Below are 23,217 nucleotides of genomic sequence, written 5' to 3' on the forward strand. Positions count from 1 at the left end.
TTTACGTTTAAAAACCAACAAAGTTGGCGACATATTTTTTCAGACAAACTGATTTATGTACCTGAGGTACAATTAAACGCAACAGTTTGCTTTTTTGCCGATATAATAAGCCTTCGGCGTCGGCATAATTCTTTTGGGACCTGCTCGTATATGGTGAGGTATTCAGTTGAGTGTTGTTTCAGAAAATTCTGAATAGATTCAACCTTAACCCACTAACGATGGTTTCCGTGCGCTGACTATATCAAACCTTGCATCATCTGCCTATGGGCTAAGCTTATGTTTCTTGTGTAAAGCATAGCCTAAATGATCAGTTTTTAATCAATTTTAGTATTTTATTAGGTCACTTAACTGTATGAATTCTACCCAACAATGGCAAAGTGTCACTTGGTTTGAAGTGGATGAGCATCAAGCGGGTCAACGCATCGATAATTTTTTGTTTAGTCGTTTAAAAGGGGTGCCTAAAAGTCGCATCTATCGTTTGATTCGCGAAGGGCAGGTACGGGTCAATAAAAAGCGTATTAAAGCAGAAACCAAACTCAATATTGGCGATCAAATTCGTGTAGCGCCTATTCGCTATGAACAAAAAGACGACAGTGCTGCACCTATTTCAGATAAGGTCGCACAAAGCTTATTAAGCCGTGTGATTTATGAAGATGAAGGCTTGATGGTGGTGAATAAGCCTTCGGGCATTGCAGTGCATGGCGGTAGTGGTGTCGCTTATGGTTTGATTGAGGGTTTACGTGCTGCCACAGGTAAAAAATATTTGGAGCTGATTCACCGTATTGACCGTGATACTTCAGGTTTGGTGATGGTATCTAAAAAGCGTAGCACCTTAAAAACGCTGCAGGACTTATTGCGCGAACATAAAATTCAAAAAACTTATGCTGCGATTGTCAAAGGGCAGGTGAGTTTGGATCAACAATTGATTGATGCGCCGTTGCATCGTTATGAATTGGCGAATGGCGAACGTCGTGTACGTGTATCTAAAGAAGGTAAAGAGTCTAAAACCCAGTGGAATGTGGCTGAGCGTTTTATGCATGCAAGCTTGGTATATGCTTCGCCGTTGTCAGGACGTACCCATCAAATTCGTGTGCATGGTTTAAGCATTGGGCATCCGTTGGTGGGTGATGATAAATATGGTCATCAAACTGAATATCGGGGTCCTGCGCCACGTCGTTTGTGCTTACATGCCATGCGTTTGGAAATTCCAGGCTATCCTGTGATTGAAGCGCCTTTACCTGAAGATATGCAGAGTTTGGTGGCGCAGTTGAGAGCGCAAAAGGCGGATAAGCCGACGGCGCCACCTGAGTTTTAATTTTTGTAACTCTCTGTTGTGCGATACCAGCTTGCTTCTTTTTAAAGATGAGGAACATTGTTTCGCAAAAAGGAGATGAGGTTTTCAGGGGTAATTCACTGCCACATTTTAAAGTTTTTAATTTAAATTTTTGGTGTATAGGCTATGCCTTACTTTTCAAAGATGAAAAGTAACAAAAAACTTTTGTTTCGCTGATGGAACATCTCTGTGCCACAGCGAAACGGCGACATCCATGTCGCCCTTCGCGTATCGAATATTTGTTGTGATATATGTGCTGATTCTTGGTCGTTTATCCTTTTGAGTTAAGGTAAAGCGAGGGAATTTAAAAGCCGAATCAAATCTAGGAATCTAATATGAACAAACCTGTAGAACTCATCATTTTTGATTGGGATGGCACCTTATTTAATTCCGTCGGTCAAATTGTGGCGAGTTTGCAGTTCGCAGCACAACAATTTCAGCAACCCCTGACCGATGCTGCGGCTAAAAGTATTATTGGTTTGGGTTTGCCTGAAGTGGCACAGCGTTTATTTCCTGAAGTGCCAGAGCTGCATCAAGCGATTTTGCAGTGCTATTCAGAACACTATGTCGAACACTCAAAAACCGATGCTTGGTTTGAGGGTGTGGCAGATATGCTCGATGAGTTGTCAGGTTTGGGACTGAAATTGGCAGTGGCAACAGGCAAAAGCCGTAAAGGTTTAGACCGAGTGTTGGCGCAAACCCAAAGTCAGGATTTGTTTGTGGCGACACGTGCTGCAAGTGAAACCAAATCTAAACCTGATCCTTTAATGCTGCAGGAAATTTTGAGCAGTACCGATGTGCAGGTCGGGCAAGCGATTATGGTGGGTGACACTTCTTACGATTTAGAAATGGCACAAAATATTGCTATGCCGCGTGTAGGCGTGAGTTATGGCGTGCATAGTGTAGAGGTGTTGCAGCGTTATCAGCCTTTAACCATTGCAGATGATGTGCCGAGTTTGCATGATTTTTTAGTGCAGCAATATCGTTTACGTCAGGCGAGTTAAACCCAGTAAAACAATTTAGATGAATTTGAAATTAGAGTAACTTGAAAAATTTCAGGTTGCTCTTTTTTTATGTACTTTTGGGAGCGTCATAAAAAGGCTTAGCTTTTAGTCTAAAGTTAGGATTAAGACATTTTAAGATTGCTGCGAATTGCCGAGTCAATGACTCGGAAAATAATGTCATAGCCTACAGACAACTGTTTTGCTTGCTTTTTATAAAAATAGATTAATAGCTAATAGCTATTGAAAAAAAGAAAATAAGTATTGGCATAAACCCGCCATTTTTCCGATTCTTAATCAGTTTACATACCTCTGAGCTGGATAGCTTGTCCTGAGAATGGACAAGATCGGGGTCATCATCCCTATTTTCTATTATTACCTTTCCAACATCTCGGGGTATATGCCCAATTTTTGCAGTTTAAGGAAACATTGATGTCGAATTCTGCTGTTGTTGAATCAGTTGCGCAAGCATTACGTACTGCCGAACTCTCTCAAACTGCGATTGCGCCAATCCGCCCAGAACTTGGTGGTGAAAGTGCTGACGTAGATATTGCCTATGCCGTTCAAGAAGTGAATACCGAACGTGCCTTAAAAGAAGGTCGTCGTTTGGTGGGGCGTAAAATTGGTTTGACCTCTAAAGTGGTTCAAGCACAACTGGGTGTAGATCAGCCTGACTTTGGCATGTTGTTTGCCGATATGGCTTATGGTGATGGTGAAGCGATTCCTGCAGGTTTGCTGATTCAGCCAAAAGTAGAAGCAGAAATTGCATTGGTGATTAACCAAGATCTAACCAAAGAAAAACACACGTATGCGGATATTATCAGCGCGACTGAATATGCCTTGCCTGCCATTGAAGTGGTCGATAGCCGTATTGAAAACTGGAAAATTAGTTTGATTGATACCGTGGCCGATAACGCATCTTCTGCTGCATTCGTTCTAGGTTCAAAACCAGTCAAGCTAGAAAATCTGGATTTGGTGAACTGCAAAATGGTGATGACCCGTGGTGAAGAAGTAGTTTCTCAAGGCGTGGGTAAAGCTTGTTTAGCAAATCCATTAAACGCTGCCGTGTGGTTAGCCGATGAAATGGTGCGCCGTGGTCGTCCATTGTTAAAAGGCGACATCATCTTAACTGGTGCTTTAGGTCCTATGGTTGTTGCACAGCCAGGTGAAGAATTTAAAGTCGAAATTGAAGGCTTTGGTTCAGTGACAGCTGCGTTTGCTGCGGAATAAATCGAGATTCTAAGAGAGTACATGCATGAAAAAGATTAAATGTGCAATGATCGGTCCAGGTAATATTGGTACAGATTTGCTTTATAAATTACAACGCAGTGAATGGTTAGAGCCTGTGTGGATGGTGGGAATTGACCCAACCTCTGAAGGTCTAGCTCGTGCGGCAAAAATGGGTTTAAAAACCACAAGTGACGGTGTAGATGGTCTTCTTCCTCACGTACTTGAAGATGACATTAAAATTGCTTTTGATGCAACTTCTGCTTATGTGCATGCAGAAAATAGCCGCAAACTGAATGAGCTTGGCGTGTTGATGATTGACTTAACGCCTGCAGCAATTGGCCCATTCTGCGTACCACCAGTGAACCTTGAAGCGTTGCTACAAGCGGGCGAAGTGCCAAACGTCAACATGGTGACTTGTGGTGGTCAGGCAACAATTCCTATGGTGGCTGCAGTTTCTCGTGTTCAACCTGTGGAATACGGTGAAATTATTGCAACGGTATCGACTAAATCTGTGGGGCCGGGTACACGTAAAAACATTGATGAATTTACCCGTACAACTGCAGGCGCGATTGAAGAAGTTGGCGGTGCAAAACAAGGTAAAGCCATCATCATCATTAACCCAGCTGAGCCACCATTAATGATGCGTGATACCGTTCACTGCTTGGTGGAAGGTGAGCCAGATCAGGCAGCAATTACAGAATCTGTGCATGCCATGATTAAAGAAGTGCAAAAATATGTACCGGGTTACAAACTTGTAAACGGTCCTGTTTTTGATGGCAACCGTGTTTCAATTTTCTTGGAAGTTGAAGGTTTGGGTGATTACTTGCCTAAATATGCAGGTAACCTAGACATTATGACTGCAGCGGCTGCACGTACTGCAGAAATGTTTGCAGAACACGTTTTCAAAACTGCTGAAGCTTAAGGAATACCAAAATGTCTAAGATTATTATTAATGATATGACTTTACGTGATGGTATGCACCCAATGCGCCATCAAACCACACCAGAGCAAATGGTTGCAATTGCCACTGCGTTGGATGATGCAGGTGTTCCTTTAATTGAAGTCACACACGGTGATGGCTTAGGTGGTAACTCTGTGAACTATGGTTTTGCAGCAGCTACTGATGAAGAATATCTGAAAGCAGTGATTCCAAACCTGAAACAGGCAAAAGTTTCTGCACTGTTATTGCCAGGTATTGGAACAGTTGATCATCTGAAAATGGCGCATGATGTAGGTGTGGCAACCATTCGTGTGGCGACACATTCGACTGAAGCAGACGTTTCTGAACAGCACATTACTGCAGCACGTAAACTGGGTATGGATACTGTGGGCTTCTTGATGATGGCGCACATGGCTTCTCCTGAAAAATTGCTCGAAGAAGCACAAAAAATGGTGTCTTACGGTGCAAACTGTATCTATGTAACAGATTCTGCAGGCTATATGTTGCCTCAAGATGTGACTGATCGCGTAGGTATTTTACGTGCCAACCTCGGCTCAGACATCGAAATTGGTTTCCATGGTCACCATAACTTGGGCATGGGCGTTGCGAACTCTGTATCGGCTGTGACCGCAGGTGCAACCCGTGTTGACTTGGCTTCTGCTGGTTTAGGTGCAGGCGCAGGTAATACACCACTTGAATTGTTTGTAGCGGTTGCAAACCGTATGCAAATGGAAACAGGTGTAGACTTGTTTAAAGTACAAGATATTGCTGAAGACTTGATCATTCCAATGATGACGCATCCAATTCGTGCAGACCGTGATGCAGCAACTTTAGGTTATGCAGGTGTTTACTCATCGTTCCTATTGTTCGCAAAACGTGCCGAAGCAAAATATGGTGTATCTGCGCGTGAAATTCTACTTGAGCTTGGTCGTCGCGGTACGGTGGGCGGTCAGGAAGATATGATTGAAGACTTGGCTTTGACTATGTCTAAAGCACGTGAAATGCAAGCCTAAGTTTTAGTTTTAAAGCCAGCTTGAATGAAGCACTCCAAATGTATTTGGAGTGCTTTTTTTATGGCGAAAAATAGACAAATTTATGCAGAATTTAGTGGTAGATTAAAATGATTTTCTTATAAGTGTTGTTTATAGAAAATAACGCTAACACTTTGACTTACATCTAAAAAAGATTACTCAGTAGTATATTACAAAAAATAATGACCCTTTTTAGGTCAAATTGTGCTGTGAATTCAGTGAGAAAGTCATTTGGTGAGGATTCATTGCCAAATGTTTTATCGTTAAAAAGAATTAAAAATATTTAAAAAAAATCATAATGTAAAGAAAGGCTAAAATCTGCTGAAAACCCTAATACTGTGGTCGGATTTTTTTCAATTACAGAGTTTTGCATGATGCGCTAATTCGCTTATTGGATGAATAGGAAAAACTCATGCATCGTCACAATTTATGGATAGCACTTTTTGCTGCGACAGCAACTTTAGGGACATCTGCCACTCAGGCAGATTTTATTGACGACAGCAATGTTCAGCTTAAATTTAAGAATTTTTATTTAGATCGTCAAATTAAGGACAACCCTGCGGGTAATTGGGGTTCGTGGTCACAAGCTGTCACTTTAGATGCTAAATCAGGTTATCACGATTTAGGTGGAATTAAGGTTGGAGCCGATCTTCTTGTTCAGCATGCAGTGAAACTCAAAGGGCGCGATAAAAACCCAGACTGGGTGTTGCCACATAACGGTAAAGAATCAAAAGATCACTTTGGGAAAGTGGGAGCAACGCTCAAAGCGAAAGTATCTGAAACTGAGCTTAAAGTGGGGGAGTTGTTACCTGTATCTCCAGTTTTGGTCTTTGATCCATCACGTCAATTGCTGACCACTTATAGTGGTGCATGGTTAGAATCTAAAGATATTCAGAATACTAAACTATCCGTTGCTTATATTGATAAAATTAACAACCGTTATGACAATCAGTTCCGTGATCTGACTTTATTCGCACCAGGTAAAACCTTGCCAGATGCTTCAAAAGGACATTTTGATCTTGGTCCAACTTCTGATGGTATGTGGATTGCGGGAGTAGATCACCAATTCACAAAAGAGTTGGGTGCAAGTTATTGGTATGCAGATGTGCAAGATATTTACCAACAACATTATGTAGGTTTGAGTTATAACCGCCAATTGGCTGAAAAGACCAAACTCACTAGCCATGTACGCTACTTTGATAACGCCGAATCGGGTGATCAATTATATGGTGAAATTGATAACCAAGCACTTTCGGTAGGTGCAAAGGTGAATCATGGTGCGCATACTTTTGGTGTTGGCTATCAGCAAATGTTTGGCGAAACCAACTTTCCAACATTGGGTGGTTGGGTGCCACAGCCTTATTTAGTGAACTGGGGTGTTGCAACCTTTACCAACCCTGATGAAAAATCATGGGGCTTCACTTATGGCTATGATTTTGCTGAATTGGGTGCAAAAGGCTTAAACGCAACAGCTATGTACATGTTAGGTAAAGATGCGACGTATGCTGCGAAAAAAGACCAAGACTCAGAAGAGTTGAACTTGATTGTCAATTACACCGTACCAGAAGGTAAATTGAAAGGTTTAGGTGTTCAGGCAATGTATATTGATGCAGATTTTGATTACAAATCTGATTTACAAGAGTACCGTGTCGCCACCACTTACACCTATAAATTTTAAAATTTGTACAAAAGAGCGACTTTATATAGTCGCTCTTTTTTTAATATTTACGCACTAAATACCTTATAAAAATTATGACTTTAATTTTATTAAATTTATAAATTTCATAGAGTTGTTTAATCGTTTTTTTGTGGGTTGTGATCGTAAATTTGTATCAGTTCATGCGGCATGAACAGGTAATATAAGCCAGTAAATACGTAATGTTGAATGAGTCCACTTGACGTCAAATTCTATTTTTTAGAGCTAAACGCAAGCTAAAGACTGTACGAGGAGTATATATGAGCACTGTTCAAATCCCTGACTATACAACAGATCCATTCTTTGGCTTAGAAGATAAATGGATTGAAACAGCAGAAGGCGAATTAACGCATTATCATGAAGTGGGTGAAGGTACACCTATTCTATTTTTACACGGTTCAGGTACAGGCGTATCAGCTGCTGCAAACTGGTGGTTAAACTTGCCACAAATTGGTGAGCAAGCACGTTGTATCGCCATTGATACCATCGGCTATGGTCAAACTGTGGTTGCACCGGGCACACAATATGGCATCCGTGCATGGGTAGATCATGCTGTACGTACTTTAGATGCATTGGGCATTGAAAAAACTTGGTTGGTGGGTAACTCGTTGGGTGGCTGGTTGGCATTCCAGTTGGCATTGGATTACCCAGAGCGTGTACTTGGTATTGTGTCTATGGGTACAGGCGGTGCAAAACAGACTGCAGCCCTCAAAGCGCATGCAAATCCTGTATTGACTGAAGAAGGCATCAAAAAAACATTGTCGATGTTTGTAGTGAACAAAGACCTGATTACAGATGAGTTGGTTAAGGTTCGTTTTGCTTCTGCAAAAAATGACTATGCGTCAGACCGTTTAATGGATGTGGTTGGCGCACGTGACCGTGACCGTTTTGAGTTCCCACTCGATTTTGACAAAATGAAAGACATCACAGTACCTGTTTTACTGATTCACGGTACACAAGATGTGGTGATTCCAGTATCGCGTACATGGGATATTTTAAATATTGTGCCACATGCCGATGCACACATTTTCAGCCAATGTGGTCACTGGTCACAGGTTGAAAAAGCGGAAGAATTTAACACTGTGATTAAAAACTACTTAACTGCACGTGGCGTAAATTAAGCGCAGTGAGGTAAAAAAGGATGGCAATTTGCCATCCTTTTTTATGGATGTTTTATGTACCCAATTTAGTGCTGAATAAAGCTCGCGACCAAGTTAATGCAAATTGCCAAAATAGTGGTATTAAAGCTATAAGCCAAAATAATATGTAGCGTGTTCAGTACCCGCATGGGTTGTGAGCTAATCGAGACATCGGCGGTTTGTGCAGATGTACCAATCACATAGCTGAAATATAAAAAGTCAGGATAGGTTGGATGCGACGTCTTGGGAAAATCCAAACCACCTTCTTGCTGCTGTTGCAGTGCCAAATAATAGTCATGCGCATAGTGAATCGCAAAAATGGTGTGCATAAAAGACCAAGCACATAAAATAGTGGTAATGGATAAAATAAAATGTCCCATGCGCACAAACTCACTTTGTGCAAATAAATTCACCTCGACAATGATCGCAATAAAGCACATCACTAAGGTTAGAAATACCAAGAATAAAATCAGCCATTTGCTGGCATCTTGTTGTTGGGCACGTTGTAAAATATGTGCATGATCGCTGTGCCACAAACTGCGCATGGTTAAAACCAAATAGCAGGAAATCGCGATATTCCAGCTAATCAATAAACAGCTTGACCATGACCATGCAGTGAGGGTCTGAAAAATAGCATAAAGCACAATGGTAATCACAAAACTGATAAAAAAATAAGGACGATATTGAATCCCTGTTTTCATTCTGCTGAAGGGTGTTTTTATCATTCTTGATCCTTTCTGGATGTGCAATCTAAAGGTGTTACTGCCTGTTATCATCGGCTTAATTTTAGAAAATAGCGATGGGGTGCCTATTTTAACTTATTAGACTTAAGTTGTAATTTGCAGGAAATGTGGTAGCGAAGCGAGGAAAAAGCAGACTGCAAAAATGCGAATGTTTGAGTGTAAGAATGAGCAGTAGTTCAGAAAAAGATTAAAAAAATAAGTTTAGACTTAAGTCTAAAGCTTTGTTTTAGCATTTAGGATGCACAAAAAAGTGCTTACTACATCAAGCAGCAAGCACTTTTGAAAGGTTGAAAAACGCGAGTGGTTTTAGAATTATTGTTCGCGGTTGATGTCCAAATAGAACACACGTGTGAGCAGTTCCATAAATTTCTGTACCGCAGCGGAATGGCTGTTTTTGCCGTAGCTGACGTACAAATCTAAATACGGAAGTTCTACATCAAGTGGGCGGATGACGGTATTTTCCATGGTGAGGGGGGCAACATAGCCCGGTAAAATGGTGCAGCCCAAGCCCATACCAATCGAGTTGATATTAAATAAAATGTTGTCAGCTTTTTGCACAATGTTTAGTTCAATGTTGTGCTGTTTGGCAAAATCGACAATCAAATGGTGCAAGGTATAAGACGCTTCTGCCGCAGGAATAATAAAATCTACGCCATTTAAAGCTTTAACAGGAATACGCTCATATTTTGCTAATGGATGATCTTTAGGCAAAATAAAAATCAGTGGTTCACGCAGTACAAACTGGCTTTCAATTTCATCACTGTTGATATTGTGACGGGTAAAGGTGATATCGAGTTCACCTTTTTTGATCATCTTCATTTGCTCGGTATTGTTCAAGCTGAGCAATTCAATTTTCAAATCTGGATTTTGTACCCGTAAGTTTGGTAAAACAAAGGGGAAAATTTTCATTTCCGCCACAGGTACAAAGCCAATACGCAGCATTTGCTGTTTGGCTTGTGAAACCTGACGTGCCATGGCAACGGCTTTGTCGGCTTGGGCAAGGGTCAGGCGAGCCTGTTCCAAAAATACAGCGCCTTCTTCGGTCAGTTCAACCTTGCGTTTGGTACGGTTTAACAGTTTAACGCCAACATCTTCTTCTAAGTCTTTAATTTGCTGACTCAGCGAAGGTTGAGCCGTATAAAGCTTAAGTGCCGCTTTACTGAAGTTGAGTTCTTCAGCCACGGTAATGAAGTAGCGAAGGTGACGTAATTCCATACAGCCATTCCAAAGATTAATTCAAAATATGTCTTACTATAGATTAATAAAAGTATAATCTATAAACAACCATCAGATGAAAATTATTGTGTCATTTAGGAAATAAATAGGGTTTTATCATTGTGTAATGTTTTAATCGCATAATATAAAGTTTTATTAATCTATAAAATCTATTAATTGAAACAAAAAAAATATTTCACTAAACGTCCCTAAAAAATCATTATCCATCAAAAGTTGAGTCTATTTACTTTGTGCCGTTGTTGGTCACAGGAGAGCTTTTCATGAGTGGAAAAATTGATGTGCGCGAAATCGACGCTTTGGTCGATGCACAAAATGGACGTATCACTCCATCTATTTATACAGATCCAGATATCTACGAATTAGAACTTGAACGCGTGTTCGGCCGTACGTGGTTGTTCCTGTGTCATGAAAGCCAAATTCCTAAAGCTGGCGACTTTTTCAACACCTACATGGGTGAAGATCCAATTATTGTGGCACGTCAAAAAGACGGTTCAATCAAAGCATTTTTAAACCAGTGCCGTCACCGCTCAATGCGTGTGAGCTTCGCAGACTGTGGTAATACGCGTGCATTTACTTGCCCATACCACGGCTGGTCTTACGGTATTGATGGTTCACTCAAAGATATTCCATTAGAAGAACGTGCTTATCCTCAAGGTGCTTGTAAAGAGCAATGGGGCTTGGTGGAAGTGAACCGTGTGAAGTCTTACAAAGGCTTGGTATTCGGTTGTTGGGATGAAACGACTCCTGACCTAGAAGAATACATGGGTGATATCGCTTGGTACTTAGATGGCGTAGTGGATCGTCGTCCGGGTGGTACAGAAATTATTGGTGGTGTACACAAGTGGGAAATTGACTGTAATTGGAAATTTGCTGCAGAACAGTTTGCCTCTGACCAATACCACGCATTGTTCTCTCACGCATCTGCCATTCAGGTTTTGGGTGCAAAACCAGATGATGACAGCAGTAAACAATTGGGTGCTGCACAAACCGCTCGTCCTGTTTGGGAAACTGCGAAAGACGCACTTCAATACGGTTCACGTGGTCACGGTTCAGGTTTCTTCTTTACAGAAAAACCAGATGCAAACGTATGGGTAGATGGCGAAGTTGCTAACTATTTCCGTGAAACGTATGACGAAGTTAAAGAGCGTTTAGGTGAAGTTCGTGCCTTACGTTTGGCTGGTCACAACACTATGTTCCCAACCTTGTCTTGGTTGAACGGTACAGCAACTCTTCGCGTATGGCACCCACGTGGCCCGAACAAAACTGAAGTATGGGCATTCTGTATTGCTGATGCTGAAGCTTCTCAAGAAGTGAAAGATGCTTTTGAGCGTTCTGCAACACGTGCATTTGGTCCTGCAGGTTTCTTAGAGCAAGACGACTCTGAAAACTGGATTGAAATTCAAAAAGTATTACGTGGTTACAAAGCGCGTCAAAACAAACTGATTGTTGAGATGGGTAAAGGTAACGAAAAAATCCGTGAAGATGGTATTCCGGGTATTACCAACTACATTTTCTCTGAAACTGCAGCACGTGGTATGTACCGCCGTTGGGCAGATTTGCTGATCCATGAAAAATGGGAAGATGTTGAAAAAGCAGCTGACGAATACGAGAAGGAGCTAGTGAAATGAGTCAAATCAGTTTAGAACTTCAACACGAAGTTAGCCAATTCTTGTATCGCGAAGCAAAGTTGCTGGACGACTGGAAATTCCGTGAGTGGTTAGACCTCATGGCAGAAGATATTTCTTATACCTTGCGTACTACACCAAATGCGCAAACCCGTGACCGTCGTCGTTCAGTTGAGCCACCAACCACTTGGGTGTTCAACGACAACAAACACTTGCTTGAGCGCCGTGTAGCACGTTTAGAAACGGGTATGGCGTGGGCAGAAGAGCCTCCATCACGTACCACGCACATGGTTAGCAACGTGATTGTTGAAGCAACAGATGTTGAAGGTGAATACGATGTACACGTAACTTACTTACTGTACCGTACTCAAAAAGAGAAAGACGTGACGATTTACTGTGGTAAGCGTAATGACAAAATCCGTCGTGTTGAAGGTGGCTTAGGCTTCCAAATTTTCAACCGTAAGATTGTGCTTGACCAAGTAACGTATAACTCACACAACCTGAGTGTATTCTTCTAATGAATAAGATTTTTGTTTGCCAAGTTGACGAATTAGACGAAGGCGAAGCGTTAAAAGTGGACTGCGGTGTCAACGGCATCGAAGCACTAGCAGTATTCAACAACGGTGGTGAGTTCTTTGCCATGAATGACCGTTGTTCACACGGTAATGCGTCTATGTCTGAAGGTTATCTTGAAGATGATGGCACGGTTGAATGTCCACTACATTCTGCACGTTTCTGTTTAAAAACTGGTCAAGCTTTATGCTTGCCAGCAACTGACCCAATTCAAACCTTCCCTGTGGTGGTTGAAGATGGTGCGTTATACGTAGAAATGGCAGGAGAGTAAGCATGGGTTGGCTAAAAGGCGAAGTGGCACTGATTACAGGTGGCGGTTCTGGTTTGGGTTGGGCTTTGGTAGAACGCTTCCTTGATGAAGGTGCGCATGTGGGCGTATTACAGCGCTCACAATCTAAAGTAGATGCCTTAAAAGAACGTTTTGGTGATCAAATTGTGGCTATCGCTGGTGATGTTGCCAACTATGCAGACAATGTCCGTGCTGTACAGGCCACTGTGGAGCGTTTTGGAAAACTGGATTGCTTTATTGGCAATGCAGGGATCTGGGACCATTATGCAGATATTGTCAATACTTCGGGTGAACAGCTTGAAAAAGCCTTTGATGAAATCATGGGCATTAACACCAAGGCATTGATCTTGGGTGCAAAAGCGGCACTAGATGAATTGGTGAAATCTGAAGGTTCCATCATCTTAACCTTATCCAATTCTGCGCTGTATTCTTCAGGCGGTGGCCCTGTTTACACTGCATCTAAACATGCAGGTGTTGGCATCATGAAAGAGTTGGCTTATGAGTTGGCACCCAAAGTACGTGTCAATGCCGTTGCGCCATCAGCAATGAATGTCAATATTAAGGGAGCAGCCTCTTTGGGGCAGGAAAACCTTGGCTTACTTGATGCGCGTGACCCTGAAAAAATTGCACGCGGTATGCCGCTGAACTTCTTGCCTGAGCCAGAAGATATGACAGGTTCTTATGTGCTCTTAGCATCTCGTCAAAATAACCGTCCACTGACTGGCGTTCTGATCAATGCAGAATGTGGTCTGGGTATTCGTGGTTTACGTCAACCACGCGCAGGTTTCTTTGACGAATAAAATTGAGTCTAAATTCAATAGACGAATCGGCAGCCTTTCTCTGGGCTGCCTTCCTTATTTAGGAGTCTCTCATGGCCGTTAAACTCATTTGTGCATCGCACAGTCCTTTAATGGAATTTGCAACACCGCAAGATCAATCCAAAGAACAAAAAGTTCGTGCTGCCTTTGAGCAACTTGCTGCAGAAGTCAAAGCTTACGATCCAACCTTAATTATCACGTTTGGTCCAGACCATTTTAATGGTTTCTTTTACGATTTGATGCCAAGTTTCTGTGTGGGTATTCGCGCAACGGCTGCGGGTGACTGGGACTACGGCAAAGACAATGACCGTATTGATGTACCTGAAGACAAAGCGTTGGCTATGGTGCGTCGTGTATTGGATGAAGGCGTAGATGTGGCGTACTCTTATCGTATGCAGGCCGATCATGGGGTGACTCAGCCTTTACACTTCTTGTGCGATGGTCAGTTAGACCGTTACCCAACTATTCCTGTATTTATTAACGGTGCTGCTGCACCAATGCCAACCACTAAACGTACCATTGCTTTGGGTCGTGCAGTGGGGCAGTTTATTAAGTCTTTAAATCTTGAAAACGAACGTGTTCTTGTTTTAGGTACAGGTGGTCTGTCGCACGATCCACCAACACCACAAATGGGTTCAGTGCCACCTGAAGTTGAAGAGTTTTTAATAGCAGGGCGTAACCCAAGTGCTGAAGCACGTCATGCACGCCAAGCCAAAATTATCGCTGTTGGGCAAAAACTTGCAGCGGGTGATACATCGGTCGCAGTGCCACTTAGCCCAGAGTGGGATAAAGCCTTACTTGAGAAATTCAAGCATGCAGATTTTGCGGCAATGGAAGCCATGACTGAAGCTGAAATTCGTCGTGATGGCGGCCGTGGTGGTCAGGAAGTTCGTTCGTGGATGGCTGCTTTTGCGGCATTGGATGAGCTGGGTGCGTATGAAATGACCACGCATTGCTATGAAGATATTAGTGAGTGGATTGCGGGCTTTGGCATCGTATCTGCCGAGTTAAAAGGTTAAGCCCATGAGTGTAGAAACAATTGTGATTGTGGGTGCAGGTCAGGCAGGGGCGAGCGCCATTCTTGAGCTGCGCGGCAATCAATATGCAGGTAACATCATCTTAATTGGCGATGAAATACATTTGCCTTATGAGCGTCCACCGTTGTCTAAAGATGTGATTTTGCGTCCTGAAGAAACCAAAATCGAGATTCTGTCGGAAGAAAAATTGGCAGAACTAGGTGTGACCACTATTCGTGGCAATGGCGTGAGCAAAATCAATGCCGAAGCACATACGGTTGAATTGCAAAATGGTGAGGTTATTGCCTACGACAAGTTGTTACTTGCCACAGGCGGTGCTGCACGTCGCTTGCCAAATTTTGATGCCTTAGGTAAACACGTTTACACGTTGCGTAATCTTGAAGACTCGCAAGCCTTAGTCCCTGTATTACAAGCGGGTCGTCGCATCATCTTAATTGGTGGTGGTGTGATTGGTTTAGAGTTGGCATCTTCTGCACGTTTCAAAGACTGTCGGGTAACCGTCATTGAAATGGGACCAATGGTGATGGGACGTTCATCACCACTCATCTTGAGTGAGTTTTTACTGCAACAGCAGTTATTGGCAGGAGTTGATGTACGTCTGTCTACGCAAATTGCAGATTGCAAGCTAGATGGTGAAGAAATTGTCGTGACCCTAGAAGGTGGCGAAGAACTACGTGCCGATGCGGTGATTTACGGTATTGGGATTATTCCAAACGCACAACTGGCAGTTGAAGCAGGCTTAGATGCAGACTTTGCCGTGCATGTGAATGAAAACTGTCAAACCTCAAACCCAGACATTTATGCTGCGGGCGATGTCGCATCACAACTGCGTGAATGTGGCAATCATCGTCGTGTAGAAACTTGGGAAAATGCCAACCTGCAAGCAGGCATATTCGCGCGTCATGTGATGGGCGTGGAACATCCTGTAGCCAATCCCGCTTGGTTCTGGACTGATCAACTCGACATTAACTACCAATTTGTAGGAGATATGTCAGCAGCAGAATGGCATGTGCGTGGTGAGATGGATGCTTCCAAACGCAGTGAGTCTTCATTCGTATTGTTTGGTGTGACCGATGGCGTGATTGTCGGCGGAATTACCGTCAACGCTGCCAAAGATATGCGTCACTTGAAAAAGCTGATTGCTAAACAAGCTGCTTTTGAAGCAGACAAATATTTAGATGTGAGCCAAGACCTTCGCAAATTGGTGAAGTAAGCTTGAACTGATGAAAAACAGACCTGAGGCAACTTGGGTCTGTTTTTTATCTGCCGAAGAAAAGTGTCCATTTTATGTTGAGCAAGCGATGAATACGAATACATCTCCTGTTGTGGTAACCGCCAGTATTTATGCCTTATTGGTACTCATCTGGGCGACCACGCCATTGGCGATTGTCTGGAGTGTGCAGGAAATTCATCCAATGTGGGTTTTGATTATCCGCTACTTTGGGGCTTCCGTGATTGCGCTGTGCGTGCTTAAACTCATGCGCGATCCACTGCCTTTTGATCACACCTCAATGAAAAGCTATTTGGCGGGTAGTCTGAATTTAATTGGTGCACAGCTATTTATTTACTTGGCCGCCAATTATTTAACTTCAGGCTTAATGGCACTGATTTTTGGTTTTTCTCCTTTAATCGCAGGCTTGATTGGTCATGTGATTTTACGCACGCAAAAATTGATTGCCTTACAGTGGACAGGGATGGCAATTGCGATTGCAGGACTCAGCTTTGTCTTTGCAGACTCTGCCGACAGCAAAGTGAATCCATGGGGCGTGGTGTTGATGTTTATCAGTATGCTGTCCTATATCAGCTCAATTTTTTGGGTCAAACAAATCAATGCTCCTTTAAAGCCGATGTCACAAGCCACAGGTTCTTTATTGGTATCATCGGCAGGGTCATTGTTATTAATTCCCTTTATTTGGTCGCATTTCCCGACTCAAATGCCAAGCAGCCAAGCCATGATTGGTTTTGTATTTACCATGATCATGTCGTCTATTGTCGCCATGCTGTGTTATTTCTGGCTGATTCGTCGTTTAAATGCCTCAACCGTATCTTTAAGTAATGTGATGACTCCCATCATCGCGTTAATTTTAGGTGCGACCTTAAATAATGAACACATCAGCATGAATGCGTTTATTGGCATTGCCGTGGTGATGTTCGGGATTGTGATGTATTTCTGGAAAGAATGGCGCGAACAATATTTTGCTAAACGCTAAGCCCGCATTGCTATACCCGTGTTTAGGTTTTTCTAAAGCCTCGTTTATCTGAGGTGTAAATTTCCGATCATTAACCCGCTGTCGATACGACTTTTTTCTCAAAACAACAAAAACATAAAGGAAATTGCCTGCTTGATTTCGCTACTATGCGTGATAGAGTCAACACATGAACCAAAGCTGTGTTTTTTTCTGAACAGATCAGGATAAAAAGCATCATGGTAGATGCGCTATATATTATTGGGCTTACATGAACAACGTGGAACAAAAGCATTTTCAACTGCCAACGGAAGCCTGTTGGTCGCATACTTGGCGTAAACCCAAGCTGCAGTTTTTGCCTTCAAATCATTATGATGGAGCGCAGTTTTTTAATCCGATTGCGTGTCCTGAGGGGCGCAGCCAAACTGATTTATTGAAATGGTTGCTAAAACGCAAATCGAACAGTTGGAATGTCAATCCGCAACAAGAAGCACAGCAATTTTTTACAGCGCCAAGTGCTTTGCCACAATTACGTCCACACGCCAGTTTGGATGATTGGCAAGTTTGGTTTGTGGGGCATGCAACGGTGCTGATTCAAATTGGACCGTATAACTTTTTAACCGATCCAGTCTGGGCAGAGCATGCCAGTCCGAAACAGGGGCGAGGGCCTAAACGTGCTTGTCCTGCAGGGATTGCACTGGAAGATTTACCCACCATTCATGCCGTCTTCTTGAGCCATAACCATTATGACCACATGGATTTAGCCACCTTAAAATGGCTGAATCATCAATTTGCCATGCCTATTTATACAGGTTTGGGCAATGCTTGGTATTTGCCGCCTGATTTGCATGTGATTGAAATGGACTGGTGGCAATCGGCTTTATTTAAAGAAGTGAAAATTGTCTACACCCCTGCACAACATGGTTCAGGGCGTGGCGCACGTGATCAGAACATGGCGTTATGGGGCGGTTTTTCTATTTTGCATGGGCAAGATCATTGCTTCTTTGCGGGCGATACAGGTTACTCGCCACACTTTAAAGAAATCCAAACCCGCATTGGCGCACCGCGCGTGGCACTTTTACCTATAGGTTCTTACGAGCCACGGAATCTGATGCGTTATATGCATATGAACCCTGAAGATGCTTTTCAGGCCCATAAAGATTTACATTCCAAATGTTCTTTGGCCATTCATTACCGCACTTTTGAGCTGACCGATGAAGGGCGTGAGCAACCAGAGGCAGACTTGCATCATGCCATGAAGCGTTCTTCTAAACTGATGAATCCGTTTTATTGTATTCGTGAGGGTAAGAAATTAATTGTTTAATCTTTTAAAAACTTGACCTTAAATAAAAGTGACACGCTACTTTTCACGCTACTTTTCACGCTACTGAAAAGTGGCAATGATAGATATAGAACACAAAGCCCCTATCGAAATAGGGGCTTTGTTTTGGTGTTTAAAGTCTTGCTGTTTAGACTGACTTGATCTTTAACTACAAAGATTACAGTACGCCAGGCTGACCAAGTGCAGGGTCACTGGCACGTGCTGCTTGCGCATCGGCAACGGTCATGCCTAAAGCTGCTGCAACGCCTTCGCCATAAGCAGGGTCACATGCATAACAGTTACGAATATGACGATACTTAATAAAGTCTAAAGCATCACCCATCGCACGTGCCGTGTTATCAAACAGTGCTTGTTTTTGCTCAGGGTTCATTAAATTGAACAAGGCACGCGGCTGGCTAAAATAGTTGCTATCATCTTCACGATAATCCCAGAAATCTGCATCGCCACGAATTTTTAGCGGTGGTTCGCGGTATTGTGGTTGCTCTTGCCATTGATGGAAGCTGTTTGGCTCATAGTGTGGCAAGCTGCCATAGTTGCCATCCATACGACCCTGACCATCACGACGGTTTGAGTGCACAGGGCAGCGTGCAGCATTCACTGGAATTTGTGAATGGTTCACACCAACACGGTAACGTGCAGCATCGGCATAGTTGACCAAACGCGCTTGTAACATGCGATCTGGCGAGTAGCTAATTCCTGGTACAAGGTTGCTTGGTGCAAAGGCAGCCTGTTCAACATCTTGGAAGTAGTTTTCAGGGTTACGGTTCAGTTCAAATTCACCCACTTCAATCAGTGGATAATCACCTTTCGGCCAAACTTTGGTGAGGTCAAATGGGTGATAAGGGACTTTTTCTGCATCCAGTTCAGGCATGATTTGCACGAACAGCGTCCATTTCGGGAAATCACCGCGTTCAATGGCATTGTAAAGGTCAGTCTGGCTGCTTTCACGGTCACGACCAATCAATTCTGCTGCTTCTGCATCGGTCAGGTTTTGAATGCCTTGTTGAGTGCGGAAGTGGAATTTCACCCAGAAACGCTCATTATTGGCATTAATAAAACTATAGGTGTGGCTACCAAAACCATGCATGTGACGATAACCCACAGGAATACCACGATCCGACATCACAATGGTGACTTGGTGCAGTGCTTCTGGCAGCAAAGTCCAGAAATCCCAGTTATTGGTCGCATTACGCAGGTTGGTGCGTGGGTCACGCTTTACCGCTTTATTCAGGTCAGGGAATTGACGTGGGTCGCGGAAAAAGAACACTGGTGTGTTGTTACCGACTAAATCCCAGTTGCCTTCTTCAGTATAGAATTTTAAAGCAAAACCACGAATGTCACGTTCTGCATCGGCAGCGCCACGCTCACCTGCAACGGTAGAGAAACGAGCAAACATTTCAGTTTTTTTGCCAACTTCAGAGAAAATTTTGGCACGGGTATATTGGCTGATGTCGTGCGTGACCGTAAACGTACCAAACGCACCTGAACCTTTGGCATGCATACGACGCTCAGGAATTACTTCACGTACAAAGTTTGCCAACTTTTCATTGAGCCATAAATCTTGAGTAAGGAGTGGGCCACGTGCGCCCGCAGTCATACTATTTTGGTTATCTACAACAGGTGCGCCTGCATCGGTGGTTAAATGCGTTACAGGGCATTTTTTTATCTCTTGGCTCATCGTTGTTCTCCATTATTGTGATCATCATGTGGTGGGCTGTATTAGAAATTTAGCTTCTAAAACAAGCGGCCATGAACCGTTTTGTTTGTTTAAAAAATCAACTACAACACCACAATACCATGCAGATCGGGCTTTGTAGATGAAAGCTTTTCAAATCTCACCATTTTAATGTAAAACGATTTTTATAATTTTACAAATAGATAAATTTATTGTTTATGATTGGTGTATTCGATAGATCTTTGTAAACTAAATAATCAGTTTTGCTGCACTAAATGTCTGAAACTGCTGCTAAAAACGGTTGAATCGCCAATGAAATATCGGTGTGCAAGGCATCCCAATCTTGATAATGTGGATTGATTAATAAACTTTGCGAAATAAAACCATAACTGATGCGATGCAGATTCAAAGCAAGGCGCAGTTGTTGTTCGGCATTGTGTATGACAGGTGCGAAAATCTGTTGCCACATCTGTAGCATCATGCTGTAACTTTTTTGGTAAGTTTCAATGTGTGATACCTGCCGTTCCAGTAAAAAAGTCTGCGCCCAAAGCCATTGTTGTGCCTGAATTTGCTGAAGCTGAAACTGAATGATGGTTGCAATATAGCGGTTTATTTCAACAACTGTGGATAACTCAAGTTGCTGTTGGGCATAACTTTTTAAGTGTTCTGCATGCTGTTTGACTTGCAGGTGAATCGTCAATGCCAGTAAATCTTCTTTCTTGGCAAAGTATTCATAAAAAGTGCCTAAACCGACACCTGCCAAATTAGTAATTTCACGAATGGTAATTTCAGCTGCCGAGCGTTCATGCAAAAGCCGAACAAAACTTTCCTGTAAAGCCTCTTGAGTCAGTTTAGCCCGCGATTGGCGCGGCTTACGGCGCACTTGAACCTCAGAATTTTTCATAAATAAAGCCGAACACCTGAGCACATATTTTTCTCTATACTAAATGCAATGATAGCATCGCGTTTGTCTAGGAGTGACACAATGCAGACATGGATGACCCATCAAATTCAAAATCAGTTTGATGAATTACAAGACTATAACTTATTTGAAACCGATACGGTTTTACAAGAAATTTTAACCCGTTATGGCAGTCAAGATCAGACTCGACTGAGCGAATTGGGACATATTGCAGCATCGGCAGAATATTATCACTATGCCGATTTAGCCAATCGGCATACGCCTATTTTACATGCCTTCGATGCACGTGGACGCCGTAAAGATGTAGTGGAGTTTCATCCCGCATGGCATCACTGGATGGCGCTGAATCGCAAGTTTGACACGCATGCACATCCATTTAAACAACCGCAATCTACGGCAAAATGGGTCGATTGGGCCAGTCGCTTTTATTTGGCGGGACAGGTTGAGTGTGGCAATTTATGTCCAAATTCCATGACTTTAGGCAGTATTCCGCTCATTCAGCGTGAACCTGAATTATGGGCAAGCATGGGCGAAAAACTGTTATCGCATGAATATGACCCGCGTGATGTGCCGATTTCACAAAAGAAATCTATTTGGTTGGGCATGGGCATGACCGAAAAGCAGGGTGGTTCAGATGTACGTGCCAACCAAACGCTTGCCATTCCAGTCGCAGCAACAGGGCGTGGGCAAGCCTATTTGCTCACAGGTCATAAATGGTTTTTCTCTGCACCAATGTGTGATGCACATTTGGTGGTCGCCAATACCGAACAAGATGGTTTGGCTTGTTTCTTTGTACCGCGTTGGTTAGAAGATGGCAGAAAAAATAATATTCAGGTACAGCGTTTAAAAGACAAAGTGGGAAATCGGAGTAACTCCAGTTCTGAAGTCGAATTTCAGCAGGCGTGGGGCATCATGATTGGCGAAGCAGGGCGCGGTATTCCCACCATTATTGAAATGGCGAACTACACTCGTTTAACCTGTGCTGTGGGCAGTAGTGCCATGCTGCGTCAAGCCTTGGTGCAATGCCTTGCCTATACTCGACAACGTCAAGCATTTGGACAGACTTTGGCGAATCAGCCATTAATGCAGGCAGTCTTGGCAGATTTGGCTTTGGAAACTGAAGCTGCGGTACAGCTCAGTTTTCATTTGGCACATTGTTATGAAAGCGATGATGCTGTGTCTTTGGCATGGAAGCGTTTAATGACCCCTGCTGCAAAGTTCTGGATTTGCAAACGCGCGGTGGAACTTACAGGTGAGATGATGGAAGTTTTTGGTGGCAATGGTTATGTCGATAACAGCATCATGGCACGTATTTTCAAAGAAGCACCTGTAAATACCATTTGGGAAGGTTCAGGCAATGTCATGTGTCTGGATGTACTACGCGCTATGCAGCGAGAACCTGAGCTGATTCAGGTGTTATTGCAGGATTTTGCTCGCACTGCCGTTACTCATCCTATTTTGGGCAGTGAATTAGATGGTTTGCAGCAGTTATTGCAGACCACGAACAGCAACGATTTACAATTTATGGCACGTGCTTTGGTGAGCCGTTTGGTGATTTTGGCACAAGCGGTTTTGTTGTTGCGTTATGCGCCAAGTTTTGTGGCAGAAGGTTTTATTCAGTCGCGTTATAGTGCATTGCATGGGCAAGTGGTGGGTATGCTTAAACCTAAACAGGTCGATGTTGCATCCATCTTGCAGCGTGCATTTTCAGCATAGCATCCCTTGCTACTTGATTCTGCACAAAAAATTCACCCGCTTGGTAAAACCAAACGGGTGAATTGAACCGTATATTGCAGTCGAGTCGTGATCAATCACGCTCGCTTGTAGCAAAGCTGATTGCTTCAGCGAAACTTATTTCGCAGGCTCTTCAGCTTTTACACCTTTTTGATATAGAGTGTAGATGTAAATTGGAATATCCAAATCTTCTAAGTGTTTGTAGATGAGTGGACGTACATCTTCCCAATCTAAACCGCCTACACCTGTTGCAAGACGCGGTAACGCCAAGCTTTCAATTTTCTCTTCTTCAATCAACTGTTTTAAGTTTTTCAAAGTGCGGTTGACGTATTCTGTCGATGCTTTACCTGGTTTTGAACCGTTGTCATAAGCCGCTTCCTGAGTCATCAGGTTGACGATGCGTTGACCTTCGGCATTGACCCAAGTCCATTGCTCACCCGCTTTAGGATGGTAAATATGACAATAGTTGCGGAAGTCTTTATATAGCGCAGGCCAGTGCTCACGCAGACTTAAAGCCAAACCAGTTGCAAAGTTATCGTTAGGGGCAACACCGTGAGCAAGCGCACGTGCTTCGCTCAGTAAAATATCTCCAGAAACTTCATAAATCATGAATTTGACTCCTATTTTTAATGGTCTTGTTAAACTGATCTTCTATATTCATATTAGC

The 23,217-nt window shown here is 43.0% G+C and carries 21 protein-coding genes; 16 read left to right on the plus strand and 5 right to left on the minus strand.

What is annotated here, in order from left to right; genetic code table 11:
- Nucleotides 1-352 precede the first annotated feature (352 nt).
- The 7 genes from FTV41_RS07355 (at nt 353) to FTV41_RS07385 (ending at nt 8,352) form a co-directional block, all read left to right on the plus strand.
- The gene (locus FTV41_RS07355) at nt 353-1,315 is read left to right on the plus strand and encodes an RluA family pseudouridine synthase (protein WP_179996348.1); all 963 of its coding nucleotides are present in this window, start codon (nt 353-355) and stop codon (nt 1,313-1,315) included.
- A 353-nt stretch (nt 1,316-1,668) separates the two neighbouring features.
- Complete coding sequence (locus FTV41_RS07360) at nt 1,669-2,337, plus strand: HAD-IA family hydrolase (RefSeq protein WP_154321084.1); 669 nt, start codon at nt 1,669-1,671, stop codon at nt 2,335-2,337.
- Nucleotides 2,338-2,766: 429 nt separating this feature from the next.
- Complete coding sequence (locus FTV41_RS07365) at nt 2,767-3,564, plus strand: 2-keto-4-pentenoate hydratase (protein WP_004976036.1); 798 nt, start codon at nt 2,767-2,769, stop codon at nt 3,562-3,564.
- 25 nt (nt 3,565-3,589) lie between these two features.
- Complete coding sequence (locus FTV41_RS07370; protein WP_178866053.1) at nt 3,590-4,486, plus strand: acetaldehyde dehydrogenase (acetylating); 897 nt, start codon at nt 3,590-3,592, stop codon at nt 4,484-4,486.
- A gap of 11 nt (nt 4,487-4,497) precedes the next feature.
- Nucleotides 4,498-5,517, plus strand: a complete 1,020-nt coding sequence (gene dmpG, locus FTV41_RS07375; RefSeq protein WP_179996349.1) for a 4-hydroxy-2-oxovalerate aldolase — start codon at nt 4,498-4,500, stop codon at nt 5,515-5,517.
- 430 nt (nt 5,518-5,947) lie between these two features.
- Nucleotides 5,948-7,213 carry an OprD family outer membrane porin gene (locus FTV41_RS07380; protein WP_178866055.1) on the plus strand — a complete coding sequence of 422 codons (1,266 nt, stop codon included), beginning with the start codon at nt 5,948-5,950 and terminating at the stop codon, nt 7,211-7,213.
- Between the two features lie 278 nt (nt 7,214-7,491).
- Nucleotides 7,492-8,352 carry an alpha/beta fold hydrolase gene (locus FTV41_RS07385; RefSeq protein WP_179996350.1) on the plus strand — a complete coding sequence of 287 codons (861 nt, stop codon included), beginning with the start codon at nt 7,492-7,494 and terminating at the stop codon, nt 8,350-8,352.
- Nucleotides 8,353-8,417: 65 nt separating this feature from the next.
- Here the strand turns inward: FTV41_RS07385 and FTV41_RS07390 are convergent, their stop codons facing one another.
- Entirely contained in the window at nt 8,418-9,095 is a 678-nt protein-coding gene (locus FTV41_RS07390) for a DUF1345 domain-containing protein (protein ID WP_179996351.1), read from the minus strand.
- A 330-nt stretch (nt 9,096-9,425) separates the two neighbouring features.
- On the minus strand, nt 9,426-10,328 hold the full coding sequence (gene hcaR, locus FTV41_RS07395) for a DNA-binding transcriptional regulator HcaR (protein WP_179996352.1): 903 nt from the start codon (nt 10,326-10,328) through the stop codon (nt 9,426-9,428).
- Nucleotides 10,329-10,609: 281 nt separating this feature from the next.
- On the opposite strand from hcaR, the gene hcaE reads away from it, so the two are divergent.
- The 8 genes from hcaE (at nt 10,610) to FTV41_RS07435 (ending at nt 18,201) form a co-directional block, all read left to right on the plus strand.
- The gene (hcaE, locus tag FTV41_RS07400; protein ID WP_154321080.1) at nt 10,610-11,977 is read left to right on the plus strand and encodes a 3-phenylpropionate/cinnamic acid dioxygenase subunit alpha; all 1,368 of its coding nucleotides are present in this window, start codon (nt 10,610-10,612) and stop codon (nt 11,975-11,977) included.
- Complete coding sequence (hcaF, locus tag FTV41_RS07405) at nt 11,974-12,492, plus strand: 3-phenylpropionate/cinnamic acid dioxygenase subunit beta (protein WP_168417521.1); 519 nt, start codon at nt 11,974-11,976, stop codon at nt 12,490-12,492. Before hcaE ends, hcaF begins: the two co-directional genes overlap by 4 nt.
- The gene (hcaC, locus tag FTV41_RS07410) at nt 12,492-12,818 is read left to right on the plus strand and encodes a 3-phenylpropionate/cinnamic acid dioxygenase ferredoxin subunit (RefSeq protein ID WP_004976057.1); all 327 of its coding nucleotides are present in this window, start codon (nt 12,492-12,494) and stop codon (nt 12,816-12,818) included. Before hcaF ends, hcaC begins: the two co-directional genes overlap by 1 nt.
- A 2-nt stretch (nt 12,819-12,820) precedes the next feature.
- Entirely contained in the window at nt 12,821-13,636 is an 816-nt protein-coding gene (gene hcaB / locus FTV41_RS07415; protein ID WP_179996353.1) for a 3-phenylpropionate-dihydrodiol/cinnamic acid-dihydrodiol dehydrogenase, read from the plus strand.
- Nucleotides 13,637-13,707: 71 nt separating this feature from the next.
- Nucleotides 13,708-14,673 (plus strand): 3-carboxyethylcatechol 2,3-dioxygenase, encoded by a 966-nt coding sequence (locus FTV41_RS07420; protein WP_179996354.1) that lies wholly within the window; start codon nt 13,708-13,710, stop codon nt 14,671-14,673.
- Between the two features lie 4 nt (nt 14,674-14,677).
- The gene (gene hcaD / locus FTV41_RS07425; RefSeq protein ID WP_179996355.1) at nt 14,678-15,904 is read left to right on the plus strand and encodes a 3-phenylpropionate/cinnamic acid dioxygenase ferredoxin--NAD(+) reductase subunit; all 1,227 of its coding nucleotides are present in this window, start codon (nt 14,678-14,680) and stop codon (nt 15,902-15,904) included.
- A gap of 88 nt (nt 15,905-15,992) precedes the next feature.
- Complete coding sequence (locus FTV41_RS07430; protein ID WP_096902690.1) at nt 15,993-16,901, plus strand: DMT family transporter; 909 nt, start codon at nt 15,993-15,995, stop codon at nt 16,899-16,901.
- A 247-nt stretch (nt 16,902-17,148) separates the two neighbouring features.
- Entirely contained in the window at nt 17,149-18,201 is a 1,053-nt protein-coding gene (locus tag FTV41_RS07435; RefSeq protein ID WP_096902684.1) for an MBL fold metallo-hydrolase, read from the plus strand.
- Between the two features lie 175 nt (nt 18,202-18,376).
- Here FTV41_RS07435 and FTV41_RS07440 read toward each other — a convergent pair whose 3' ends face one another.
- Nucleotides 18,377-19,897 (minus strand): catalase, encoded by a 1,521-nt coding sequence (locus tag FTV41_RS07440; protein WP_096902685.1) that lies wholly within the window; start codon nt 19,895-19,897, stop codon nt 18,377-18,379.
- 268 nt (nt 19,898-20,165) lie between these two features.
- Entirely contained in the window at nt 20,166-20,798 is a 633-nt protein-coding gene (locus tag FTV41_RS07445) for a TetR/AcrR family transcriptional regulator (protein ID WP_131261060.1), read from the minus strand.
- 81 nt (nt 20,799-20,879) lie between these two features.
- Here FTV41_RS07445 and FTV41_RS07450 point away from each other — a divergent pair, with 81 nt between their 5' ends.
- On the plus strand, nt 20,880-22,532 hold the full coding sequence (locus tag FTV41_RS07450; RefSeq protein WP_131261059.1) for an acyl-CoA dehydrogenase family protein: 1,653 nt from the start codon (nt 20,880-20,882) through the stop codon (nt 22,530-22,532).
- 135 nt (nt 22,533-22,667) lie between these two features.
- Here FTV41_RS07450 and FTV41_RS07455 read toward each other — a convergent pair whose 3' ends face one another.
- Nucleotides 22,668-23,159 carry a macro domain-containing protein gene (locus FTV41_RS07455; RefSeq protein WP_154321076.1) on the minus strand — a complete coding sequence of 164 codons (492 nt, stop codon included), beginning with the start codon at nt 23,157-23,159 and terminating at the stop codon, nt 22,668-22,670.
- Nucleotides 23,160-23,217 lie beyond the last annotated feature (58 nt).

It is taken from the genome of Acinetobacter sp. YH16051 (assembly GCF_013417135.1).
GTDB lineage: Bacteria > Pseudomonadota > Gammaproteobacteria > Pseudomonadales > Moraxellaceae > Acinetobacter > Acinetobacter towneri.